The following is a 12,173-nucleotide window of genomic DNA, read 5'->3' as shown; positions in this document are numbered from 1 at the left end:
GATTTCCTTGCCGGCATAGCCGAACATGCAATGGTTGATCACGATCTTGCCGGGATGCATGCCGTCCTCGTGCTCGGCGCGGCACACCACCAACTGGCCATCATAGCGATCCGATCTGGATTCCTTGCCCGCGATGATCGCGGGGGACCGCGCCTTGGCGACATCGGCCTCGGTGTTGTCGTTTTCAAAGCGGTCCCGTGACACCCACTCATAGCTGCCCGAAGGCATCGACAGCACCTGAAAGCCACTGCCACGGATTTCGTCTCCGCCATATGAGAAATTGCACCGCTGCCCGATGATCTTGCCCGGATGCCATATGCCCTGATGCCGGGCACGGCACAGCTGCAGGTCTCGTCTCGCGTTGCTCGAGCCAATCGGCTCGGACCCCGACAGAACCCTCAGCGATGCAGGCACCTGCGACGGGTTCAGCCAGGCAACGCGCGGTGCCAGGTCGATGCGCGCATCGCCCGTGATCTCCAGATCGACCGAAAAGGGTTGGCCTTCGATCTTTTGCTCCAGCACCTGCATCTGCGTATCGGCATATTTCAAGGGTCCGATGACGGCGGTGTATCCATGACCGAATTCGATCTGTTCGGACGAGCCGTCCGTATGTCCCACGCTTGTCGACAAGGTGGCCGTCGCCGATGCCGAGGCCGATCCGAACGGCAAGTCAGCCGATACCTCGAATGTCGCGGCAACAGATTCTCCCCGTGTCACCGAAAAGCTCTGGCTCTCGGTGAATGTCAGGTTCATCGTGCCATCATAGCTGCGCACCCGGGACGGATCGCAATTGGTGTGCCGCTCGGTTTTCAGACCTTTCACCACCACGGCGATCTCGTTGGGGTTCTCGCCCCAGATCAATGGCCCCGGCACAACACCCCCGGTGCGGGTCAGTTTGACAGGGTCAAATCCCCGAGGGACGCGCGCGGTGAAAGCCGGGTTCTGCTTGAGCTTGTCCAGCAGGGTATCATCGAATGACCGGCCATCGGCCCGGGCGGACAGGGTCGTGGTAAATCCCACGATCAGGGAAACGGGCAACAGGCGCATGTGTTCTCCTTCAAGCCAGGTGACAAAAGCAATGGCCTGACCCTAGCATGACCCTGCGTCAACCGATCATTCGGGTATTCCATACCTTTTTCCTTGATTTTGCCGCTCAGACTCTCGCAAATGAAAAAACGGTGAAAAATTTCACGAAAGATTCTCGGCGCATGACAAATCAGCAACCAGTCCTGACAGGCTCCCTTGGGGCTGATCTGCGCGCGCTCCGCAAGGCGCGTGGGCTGACGCTGAGCGAGCTCTCCGAAACCCTTGGCCGCTCTGTCGGGTGGCTCAGCCAGGTTGAGCGTGATCTTTCCGATCTGTCGGTCAGCGATCTGCGGGAGATTGCCGTGGCGCTCGACGTGCCGGTGTCGATGTTCTTCAGCCATGCACCCGCACCCGCGGGCGAAGCCGGATACATCGTGCGCGCCCGCGCCCGCCGCCCCATCGGCACGTCCCAGGCCGGTCTGGTCGAGGAACTTCTCTCCCCGGATCTGACCGATGATTTCGAGATGGTGCATTCCACCTTCAAACCCGGTTGCGCCATCACCCGCCCCGTCAGCCGCCCGACTCAGGAGGTGGGCTATGTCGTCTCCGGCCAGCTTGACCTGACCATTGGCGGGCAGGGCTTCACCGTGGGCGAAGGGGACAGTTTCCGCATCCGGGGAGAGCCGTTCTGTTATGCCAATCCCTATGCGCAACCTGCCGTGGTGATCTGGGTGATCGCCCCGCCGGTCTATTGAAGGACGACACGATGAACACCGGCTCCGATCCCCGTCAAGAGCGACGATCACACCATCGCAAATGGCCCCAACTGCACCGGAACTGAGCCGCCGGGGGGTTACAAAACGGTCACCCCGCCCCCCGAAAGCGGTACAAAACGAACAAAACTCCGATCCAACAGAGAGACTGCACACATGAGCGAATTTCCAACAACAGCCCGCGTCGTGATCATCGGCGGCGGAGTCGTAGGTACCTCCAGCCTCTATCATCTGGCCAAGGCCGGGTGGACCGATTGCGTCCTGCTCGAGAAAAACGAACTCACCGCGGGTTCGACCTGGCACGCGGCCGGAAACTGCCCCAGTTTCTCGACCTCATGGGCCGTGATGAACATGCAGCGCTATTCTCTGGGCCTCTATGCCGGTCTCGCCCAAGAGGTTGATTATCCTATGAATTATCACGTCACCGGCTCTATCCGGCTGGGTCATTCCAAGGAGCGGATGATGGAGTTCGAACGCGCCCGCTCCATGGGGCGCTATCAGGGTCTTGATCTGGAAATGATGGAAATCAGCGACATCAAGGAGCGCTATCCCTTCATCGAAACCCATGATCTTGCCGGCGCACTCTGGGATCCCGACGACGGCGACATCGACCCCGCCCAGCTGACACAGGCCCTTGCCAAAGGTGCCCGCGACATGGGCGCACGCATCGAACGTTTCTGCCCCGCAACCGGCGTCAGCCGCGAGAATGGCGAATGGATCGTGCATACTCCCAAAGGCGACGTACGCTGCGAAAAGGTAGTAAATGCAGCAGGTTACTATGCGCAGCGCGTGGGCGAGTGGTTCAAGCCCTATGGCGGGCGCACGGTGCCGATGGCCACGATGAGCCACCAGTATTTCCTCACCGAAGAGATCCCCGAACTGGCTGCCTGGACCAAAGAGAACGGCCGCAAGGTTCCCCTCCTGCGCGACGTCGACAGCAGCTATTACCTGCGCCAGGACAAGCACGGCCTCAACCTCGGACCCTATGAGCGCAACTGCAAGGGCCACTGGATGACGCCGGATGATCCGATGCCCGAAGATTTCAGCTTTCAGCTTTATCCCGATGATCTGGAACGTCTCGAATGGTATATCGAAGACGCCATGGCGCGCGTCCCGATCCTTGGTACCGCAGGCGTCGGCCGGGTCATCAACGGTCCCATCCCCTATGCGCCCGATGGATTGCCACTGATCGGTCCCATGCCCGGCGTGCCCAATGCCTATGAGGCCTGCGTGTTTACCTTTGGCATCACCCAGGGCGGCGGGGCAGGCAAGGTGCTGGCCGAATGGGTCACCGAAGGGCAGACCGAATGGGACATGTGGTCTGTGGATCCGCGCCGCTATACCGATTACACCGATCAGGATTACTGCGATCAGAAAGCCATCGAAGTCTACGGCCACGAATACGCCATGCACTTCCCCTGGCATGAATGGCCTGCGGCGCGCGACAAGAAACTTTCTCCAAACCACAGTAAAATCAAGGATTTGGGCGGTCAGACCGGGGCCTATAACGGCTGGGAGAGGGCCAATTGGTTCGCCCAGCCGGGCGATGATACATCGCTGGAAGCCACCCACACATGGAACCGCGCAGGCCCTTGGGAGCCGCGCATCCGCGAGGAATGCGAAGCCGTGCGCGACGGCGTCGGCGTTCTCGATCTGCCCGGGTTTTCCCGTTTCAAGGTCTTCGGGGCGGGGGCGGATGAATGGCTGCGCGGCCAGATCACCGGTGCGCTTCCCAAGATCGGGCGCGTCGGTCTTGTCTATTTTGCCGACAGCCGGGGCCGCATCCTGACGGAAATGTCGGTGACGCGTGAGGCCGAGGATCATTTCATCCTCGTCACAGCGGCCACCGCGCAATGGCATGACCGCGACGTGATCCTGAACAATCTGCCCGCAGACGGCAGCCTGACCGTCGAGGACTGGACCACGCGCATGTCCACGCTCATCGTCACCGGCCCGAAATCGCGCGACCTGCTTTCGGGACTGACCAATGCCGATCTCACGCTGCCCTGGCTCAGTTTCCAGGAGACCGATGTGGCGGGCGAATGGGCCGCCCTGCTGCGCGTGTCCTTTGCCGGGGAACTCGGCTGGGAAATCCACGCCGAGAACCACAGCATCCCCGCGATCTACGACGCGGTGCTTGCAGCAGGCGCGAAACCCTTCGGCATGTGGGCGCTGAATTCCCTGCGCATCGAAAAGGGATATCGCGCCTGGAAAGGCGATCTGTCCACCGATTACACCCTGCTCGAAGGCGGGCTCGACCGGTTTGTCAAACTCGACAAACCACAGGATTTTCCAGGAAAGTCGGCGCTTTTGAACGAAAAACAGCAAGGTGTGAAAAAGCGGTTCGTCACCCTCACCGTCGACGCAGGCGAGGCCGACGCACCCTATATGTCCACCCTTTGGTACAAGGGCGATGTCGTGGGCGAGACCACCTCGGGGGCCTGGGGGTATCGCGTGGGATCCTCCATCGCGCTTGGCATGCTGCGTCCGGACCTTGCGGTGCCGGGAACCGAGCTCGAGGTCGAGATTTTCGGCCAGCGCTGTCGCGCGATCGTGCAACCGGATCAACCGCTCTGGGATCCCGAAAACGAACGTCTGCGCGCATGAGCCTCCGGATCGGCCTGATGTCTTCGGCTGCTCTGACGGCGATGTTTGCCACGGCATCTACAACTCCGCGCGATGCAGATCGCGCGGCCCAACCTCATCGCATCCTTCTGCAATAAAGGCGCAGCAATGACTGATATCACTCTTCTTGACGGCTCCATCGGACAAGAACTGGTCAAACGCACTCAGGATCGCCGCACGCCGCTGTGGTCCACCCAGGTGATGATCGACCATCCCGAACTGGTCGGCGCGGTGCATGCGGATTATTTCAAGGTCGGCGCAACGGTGGCGACGACCAACACCTATGCGGTCATGGCAGACCGGCTGGACCGCGTGAATCTCGTCGATATGATTCCCCAACTGCTGGATACGGCTCTTGGCGCGGTTACCACGGCGCGCGATGCTCATGGCTCGGGGCGTATCGCCGGGTCTCTGGGGCCGATCGGCGCGTCATACCGCCCCGATATCGTGGTCAGCACGGCACAATCTGGGGCCATGTATCATCCCACGATCAAACGGCTCGATGCCGGTGTCGACCTGTGGCTGATCGAAACCGCCTCATCGCTCAACCATGCGCAAACGGCGCTTGCCGCTGTCAAGGAGGTCACCGACAAGCCGGTCTGGCTTGCGGTATCCGTCGATGATTTTGACGGCACCAAGCTGCGCTCGGGCGAGCCTGTCCAGACCATCGTCGACCTCATCCTGGCGCTGCCCGAAACGGCGCGACCTGCGGCGGTGCTCATCAATTGTTCGCGCCCCGAAGTCGTTCAGGCAGGCCTTGATATCCTGGCAAATGCCGGCTTGCCGTTCGGGGCCTATGCCAACGGTTTCACTCATATCTCCGAAGGCTTTCTTACCGAGGCCCCGACCGTTGACGCGCTTCAACATCGTGTGGACCTGACGCCCGAAATCTATGCCGATATGGCCATGGGCTGGGTTGACCAGGGTGCCACGATCGTTGGCGGCTGCTGCGAAGTCGGCCCCGACCACATTCTGGAACTCGCCCATCGTCTCAAGGCACAAGGCCACACTCTTGTCTGACATGATCCCTTCTTCTTGCTGAAAATCCGGCGGGGGTTTGGGGGCAGCGCCCCCAACGGATCGGACGCGTCAGCGTCCGATCAGACCGCGCCCAAACCAAAAGGACGACCCATGACTGATCTTCCCTCCTCTGCCCGCGTCGTCATCATTGGCGGCGGAATCATCGGTTGCTCGGTGGCTTATCACCTGAGCAAACTCGGCTGGACCGATGTTGTCCTGCTCGAGCGCAAACAACTCACCTCCGGCACCACCTGGCATGCCGCTGGCCTGATTGCGCAGCTGCGTGCGACGGCCAACATGACCCGGCTCGCCAAATACAGCCAGGAACTCTATGGCAATCTCGAAGCCGAAACAGGCACGGCGACGGGCTTCAAACGGGTGGGTTCGATCACTGCGGCTCTCACCGACGAGCGCCTCGAAGAACTGCACCGCTCGGCCGCAATGGCGCGTGCCTTCGGAGTCGAGATCGAAGAGATCAGCCCGGCCGAGATCAAGGCCCGATACGAGCATCTCAACATCGACGGCGTGACCGGCGGTGTCTATCTGCCCAAGGACGGGCAGGGCGATCCTGCCAATATCGCGCTTGCGCTGGCCAAGGGGGCCCGTCAGGGCGGTGCCATCGTGCAAGAGCGCGTCAAGGCCACCGGTGCAACCCGGCAAGGGCGGCGGATCACCGGCATCGACTGGGCCGACGAAGCGGGCAACACCGGCCATATCGCCTGCGAGCACGTGGTAAACTGTGCCGGCATGTGGGGCCGTGACGTGGGCAAGATGCTTGGCACAAGCATCCCCCTGCAGGCCTGCGAGCATTTCTACATTGTCTCTGAACCCATCGCAGGTCTGACACAAATGCCAGTGCTGCGCGTGCCGGATGAATGCGCCTATTACAAGGAAGACGCTGGCAAGATGTTGCTTGGCGCATTCGAACCGCTGTCCAAACCCTGGGGTCCGATTCCCGACAGCTTCGAGTTTGATCAACTGCCTGAGGATTTTGATCACTTCGAGCCGATCCTGGAACATGCGGTCAATCGCATGCCCATGCTGGCCGAGGCGGGCATTCATACCTTCTTCAATGGCCCCGAGAGCTTTACGCCGGATGATGCCTACCACCTCGGGATTGCCCCCGAGATGGACAATGTCTGGGTCGCCGCCGGGTTCAACTCGGTCGGCATTCAATCGGCAGGCGGCGCGGGCATGGCGTTGGCGCAATGGATGCAGGATGGTGCCAAGCCTTTTGATCTGGGCGATGTGGACATCGCGCGGATGCAGCCGTTCCAGTCCAACAAGCACTATCTGATGGACCGCTCGACGGAAACGCTGGGCCTGCTTTATGCCGACCATTATCCCTATCGCCAGAAGGCGACGGCGCGCGGTGTGCGTCGCACGCCCTTCCACCATCATCTTTGCCAGCACGGAGCCGTCATGGGCGAACTGGCAGGCTGGGAGCGCGCCAACTGGTACGCGCGCGACGGTCAGACAGCCGAATATGAATACAGCTGGAAGCGCCAGAATTTCTTCGGCAACGTCGCCGATGAACTCAGATCCGTGCGCGAAAACGTTGGCATGTATGACATGTCTTCCTTCGGTAAACTTCGCGTCGAGGGGCCGGATGCCGAAAGCTTCCTCAACCGACTGTGCGGAGCGAACATGTCGGTGCCCACAGGCAAGATCGTCTATACGCAGTTCCTGAATGCCGGGGCAGGGATAGAAGCAGACGTGACTGTCACCCGGCTGTCCGAAACGGCCTATCTGGTTGTCACCCCGGCAGCGACGCGGCTGGCGGATGAAACCTGGATGCGCCGCCACCTGGGCGATGCACATGTCGTCATCACGGATGTCACCGCAGGCGAAGCGGTGCTGGCGGTAATGGGTCCCAATGCCCGCACTCTCATGCAGAAGATTTCGCCCAATGATTTCTCCAACGCCGTCAACCCATTCGGAACTGCACAGGAGATCGAGTTGGGCATGGGCCTCGCCCGTGTCCACCGGGTTTCATATGTTGGTGAGCTGGGTTGGGAGATCTACATCAGCGCTGACATGGCAGGCCACGGGTTCGAAACGATCTGGGACGCCGGGCGCGACATGGGTCTCAAACTCTGTGGCATGCATATGATGGATTGCGCGCGCATCGAAAAAGCCTTCAGACATTTTGGCCATGACATCACCTGCGAAGATCACGTGCTGGAAGCCGGTCTTGGCTTTGCCGTCGCCAAGGACAAAACCGATTTCATTGGCCGGGATGCGGTCGAGCGCAAGCGCGACGAGGGTCTCAAGACCCGCCTTGTCCAGTTCCGCCTGACCGATCCCGAACCTCTGCTCTATCACAACGAGCCAATTCTGCGGGACGGACAGATTGTCGGTTACCTGAGTTCTGGTGCCTATGGTCACCATCTTGGGGGGGCCATCGGCATGGGATATGTGCCATGCGCCGACGAAACATCAGATCAGGTTCTTGCATCGCGCTATGAGATCGACGTGGCCGGCACACGTGTCGTCGCCGAGGCATCACTGCGGCCCATGTATGATCCCAAATCCGAACGCGTGCGCGCCTGAACAGGGCGCGCCAGCAATCGCGCCCTGAGGAGCGGGCAGGTTCTGACGGTTGAGCCGGGCGTGCGCAGGGATGCGCCGCCGGCGCAAAACGGGTGTTTCGTTTCGGGCTTCGATCTTTTTGAGAACCTCGGTTCGGCGGAAACCTATCCTGTGACGTGGTCTCTTGATGCAGGCCCTTGCTAGCGGCACTTTCCAATCGGCAACCAGCAGGGTACCAGAGGCTGCGAAAGGCCCGACATGAGCGTCACCACACCCCCCCTTCAGGATCGCGACACAGCACAAGGCTTTGGCTTTGCGATCTTCGTTTATGTGCTCTGGGGGTTCCTGCCGCTCTATCTCAAGCTGATGGATCATATCTCCCCGGTCGAGATTGTGGCCCATCGTGTGATCTGGTCCATCCCCATCGCCGGCTTCGTGCTTATGGCACTTGGGCGAACAAAAGAGCTGCGCACGGCACTCTCTACCCCCTCCATGCTGGGTATGGCCTGCCTGACCGCGACACTCGTGTCGATCAACTGGGGCGTCTATGTCTGGGCGATCACCAGCGGCAATGCGGTCGAGGCAGCGCTTGGCTATTACATCAACCCGTTGTTCTCGGTCTTCCTCGGAGCGGTCCTGCTTGGCGAACGCCTCAGCCGCGCCCAGCTTGCCGCCATTGCACTTGCGGCCTGCGCGGTGTGCTTGCTGACATGGGAGGCCGGTACATTGCCCTGGGCCGCGCTGTGTCTGACATTCAGCTGGGGTTTTTATGCCTTCTTCAAGAAGCGCCTGCCCATCGGACCCAACCAGGGGTTCATGCTTGAAGTGATGATCCTGTCTCCCGTGGCGCTGGGTCTGATCGGGTACTTCGTGATGACAGGCCAGAGCCATTTCCTCAGCAATTCCAAGGATACCTGGCTCCTGATCGGAAGCGGTTTCGCGACAGCCGTGCCACTGATGCTTTATGCCAACGGGGCCAAGCGTCTGCGCCTGTCGACCATCGGCATCCTGCAATACATCACCCCCACGATGATCTTCCTCGTGGCGCTTTTCGTGTTCGGGGAAGAGTTCGCAGGAGCCCGGCTGATCGCGTTCCCGATGATCTGGCTGGCGCTGGTCATCTATACCACATCCATGATCCGTCAGATGCGCCATGACATATGAGCCGCCGCAAACCCCGTTGGATATCCTCTATGAAGATGCCCATATCATCGCGGTGAACAAACCGTCCGGACTGCTCTCGGTCCCGGGCAAGGGCGACGATCTGAGGGATTGCCTGCTCAGCCGGCTGCAAGCGGCTTTCCCGGATACGTTGCTTGTGCATCGCCTGGATCGCGACACCTCGGGCGTGATGGTCTTTGGACTGACCCCATATGCGCAGCGCACCCTCTCCAAAGCGTTCGAGCTGCGCAAAGCCAGGAAAAGCTACATCGCCCGTGTCTGGGGCCGCCTTCAGCCGAAAACCGGCCGGGTCGATCTGCCCCTGGGGGTGGATTGGCCCAACCGTCCCCGTCAGATGGTGGACCCCGAGAACGGTCGCCCCTCGGTCACCGACTGGCGGGTTGTCAAAGATGATGCCCACGAGACCCGGGTGCGCCTTTCTCCGCGCACCGGGCGCAGTCACCAGCTTCGCGTCCATATGCTGGCTCTGGGCCATCCAATCCTTGGAGATCCGCTCTATGCTGAAGGGGCAGCGGCTGACTATCCCCGCCTGATGCTTCACTCGGAAGAATTGCGCATCAATCACCCCGAATCCGGCAAAGGGCTGAAGTTCCGCGCCATGCCCGAGTTCTGATCAGGCGCTGATCTGTATCCAGTCTGCCGGCAGAATGTCGGGATTTGACAGCTTTGGATCACCAAACCAACGTGCAGGGCCGATCACGCGTTTGCCAGCATTGGCGTTCAGCCATGCGGCCCACCAGGAAAACGACGAATTCCCGATGATGTTGTGATCACAAAGCGACATCAGCCGCATATCCTCGAAATCCGTCTCCGGCCCGTTGAAATCCACAACCACTTTTTCGCAGGGCAGGTCCAGATTGTCGCGCGCCCAGACGGGATCATCGGAAAAAACAAAGACTGTCGGTGTGGCCTCCAGCCCATCCAGAACCCGCATCAAAGCAGCCTCGTAATAGGCTTGATCGCACAGAACATGCGCCTTGAGCGCCACATAATCTCCGCGACGTACATGCAGGGAAATGGCCAGGCTCTCGCCAATCCGCGCGGCCATCTCTGCGTTTTGCGCGTTCGAGACCTCCGGAAAGACATAATCCCGCCGGATCCGATCTTCTGCACCGTGAAAGTATCTCGCGCTTTGCCAATACCCGTGCAGGTAAACGTCATCCGGCAAAGCATCAAAGCTTGGGTTGAACGCCAACCCCTTCTCGCGCACGAAGCGCGGAGCGCCACCAAGATAGCGCCACAGCCCATAGCGCAAGATGCTTTCATCCCTGGCCGGCGGCAATGTCTCGGGCTTGGCCAGATCCAGATCAAACACGCGGGTCAGAACACCTTCACCGCGCCGCTTTGCCCCGCGCGCATCCAATGCGACAGCCACGCCATGGCGTTCAGCCAGCGCGCGCGCTGCCGCATATTGAAACATCTGGTTGCCCAGCCGGCCATGTAAACGCGCATAGATCATGGCGCGATCCTTACGCGAGGTAGCCAACTCCCGCTACCCCTGCTTCTTTCTGGTCAAAAATACCCAAAAAAGAGCCGCCCTTCAGGACGGCTCTTCATGCGCATTGAGGCGAGCTTACTCAGGTGTCCAGCCCGACACAGCCTTTACCTCAAGAAAATCCTCAATCCCGTAGACACCGCCTTCGCGGCCGTTTCCGGATTGCTTCATCCCTCCAAACGGTGAACCTGCGGCGCGGCTCTGGCCGTTCATCTCGACCATCCCCGAGCGCAACTGGCGTGCCAGACGATTGGCGCGCACGGGATCGGAGGTCTGAACATAGTTTGTCAGGCCATAAACCGTGTCATTTGCCATGGCGACCGCGTCCTCTTCGGTTTTGAACTTCATGATGGACAGAACCGGGCCAAAGATTTCCTCGCGCGCGATGGTCATGTCATTGGTCACATCGGCAAAAACCGTGGGGCGGACGTAATAGCCCTTGTTGAACCCCTCGGGTCGGCCGGGACCACCGGCAACCAGGGTCGCGCCTTCCGCGATTCCGGTCTCGATCAAGCCCTGGATCTTGTTCCACTGCAGTTCGTTCACGACGGGACCGATGTGACGACCTTCCTCATGCGCGTTGCCCACTGTGACCTTTTCAGCGGTTTCTTTCGCAATCTCGACCGCCTGATCATAGGCGCTGGCTTCGACCATCATCCGGCTGGGTGCGTTACAGCTCTGGCCGGTGTTGTTCATCATGTGCAGCACGCCGCGCTTGACGGCCTTTTCGTCGGCATCGGCAAAGATCAGGTTGGCACCTTTGCCACCCAGTTCCAGATGCACTTTCTTGAGCGTATCGGCAGCACTCTTGGAAATCGCGATGCCCGCGCGGGTCGATCCGGTAAAGCTGACCATATCCACATCCGGATGTGCGCTCAGCTGCGAGCCGACGCCAACGCCATCACCATTCACAAGGTTGAACACGCCAGCGGGAAAGCCGGCCTCGTGCATGCATTCGGCAAAGATCATGGCGTTCAGGGGGCTCTGCTCGGAGGGTTTGAGAACCATTGTGCAACCCGCGATCGCCGCTGCACCGACTTTCAACGTGATCTGGTTCTGTGGCCAGTTCCATGGGGTGATCAAAGCGGCGACACCCACCGCCTCATAGATGATCCGGTCATTGGGCGCATGATCGCCCAGGGGTTTGTCGAACTGGAACGCCTTGGCCGCGCGAATAAAGTTCTTCAGGTGCCAGGTGCCGGATGTCACCTGCTGCTGGCGTGCCATGTCAATCGGCGCACCCATCTCCATTGAAGTGGCCTGCGCCATGTCTTCTGCCCGTGCGGCAAATGTCTCAAGCAGCTTTTCAACCAATGCGATACGCTCTTCAGGCGGGGTCGCCATCCAGCCGGGCAGGGCAGCTTTTGCAGCGGCCACAGCCGCATCCGTATCGGCCTGACCACCCAGTGAGATGACAGCGCAGGGGTCTTCCGTTGACGGATCAATCACATGGAAATCATTGGCTTGAGCCGGGTCGACCCAGGCCCCGTTGATGTAAAACTGGCGCTTCTCGATCATTC

General features: G+C 60.3%; 9 protein-coding genes. 6 read left to right on the top strand and 3 right to left on the bottom strand.

The window, feature by feature from the left end; genetic code table 11:
- Positions 1 to 1,047 (bottom strand): DM9 repeat-containing protein (locus WAO69_RS16980; RefSeq protein ID WP_422181319.1); only part of this gene is annotated, 1,047 nt, incomplete at its 3' end.
- 161 nt (positions 1,048 to 1,208) lie between these two features.
- On the opposite strand from WAO69_RS16980, the gene WAO69_RS16975 reads away from it, so the two are divergent.
- The 6 genes from WAO69_RS16975 (at position 1,209) to WAO69_RS16950 (ending at position 9,771) form a co-directional block, all read left to right on the top strand.
- On the top strand, positions 1,209 to 1,781 hold the full coding sequence (locus WAO69_RS16975; RefSeq protein WP_422181316.1) for a helix-turn-helix domain-containing protein: 573 nt from the start codon (positions 1,209 to 1,211) through the stop codon (positions 1,779 to 1,781).
- 174 nt (positions 1,782 to 1,955) lie between these two features.
- A complete protein-coding gene (locus WAO69_RS16970) occupies positions 1,956 to 4,406 on the top strand; it encodes a GcvT family protein (RefSeq protein ID WP_422181314.1) in 2,451 nt (816 codons plus the stop codon).
- Between the two features lie 126 nt (positions 4,407 to 4,532).
- Positions 4,533 to 5,444, top strand: a complete 912-nt coding sequence (locus WAO69_RS16965; protein WP_422181312.1) for a homocysteine S-methyltransferase family protein — start codon at positions 4,533 to 4,535, stop codon at positions 5,442 to 5,444.
- Between the two features lie 111 nt (positions 5,445 to 5,555).
- Entirely contained in the window at positions 5,556 to 7,997 is a 2,442-nt protein-coding gene (locus tag WAO69_RS16960) for a GcvT family protein (protein ID WP_422181310.1), read from the top strand.
- 237 nt (positions 7,998 to 8,234) lie between these two features.
- Entirely contained in the window at positions 8,235 to 9,140 is a 906-nt protein-coding gene (gene rarD, locus WAO69_RS16955) for an EamA family transporter RarD (RefSeq protein WP_422181308.1), read from the top strand.
- Entirely contained in the window at positions 9,130 to 9,771 is a 642-nt protein-coding gene (locus WAO69_RS16950) for an RluA family pseudouridine synthase (RefSeq protein ID WP_422181306.1), read from the top strand. The genes rarD and WAO69_RS16950 overlap by 11 nt, the downstream gene beginning before the upstream one ends.
- On the opposite strand, the gene WAO69_RS16945 is transcribed toward WAO69_RS16950, so the two are convergent.
- Together WAO69_RS16945 and WAO69_RS16940 are read right to left on the bottom strand one after the other, a co-directional pair.
- Complete coding sequence (locus WAO69_RS16945) at positions 9,772 to 10,617, bottom strand: alpha-1,2-fucosyltransferase (protein ID WP_422181304.1); 846 nt, start codon at positions 10,615 to 10,617, stop codon at positions 9,772 to 9,774.
- Positions 10,618 to 10,731: 114 nt separating this feature from the next.
- Positions 10,732 to 12,171, bottom strand: coding sequence for an aldehyde dehydrogenase family protein (locus WAO69_RS16940; RefSeq protein WP_422181302.1), 1,440 nt, complete (start codon positions 12,169 to 12,171; stop codon positions 10,732 to 10,734).
- Positions 12,172 to 12,173: the final 2 nt, after the last annotated feature.

The sequence above is a fragment of the Aestuariivita sp. genome (genome assembly GCF_049276915.1).
In the GTDB taxonomy this organism is placed as follows: domain Bacteria; phylum Pseudomonadota; class Alphaproteobacteria; order Rhodobacterales; family Rhodobacteraceae; genus Aestuariivita.
This window is presented reverse-complemented; position numbering and strand designations above follow the sequence as displayed.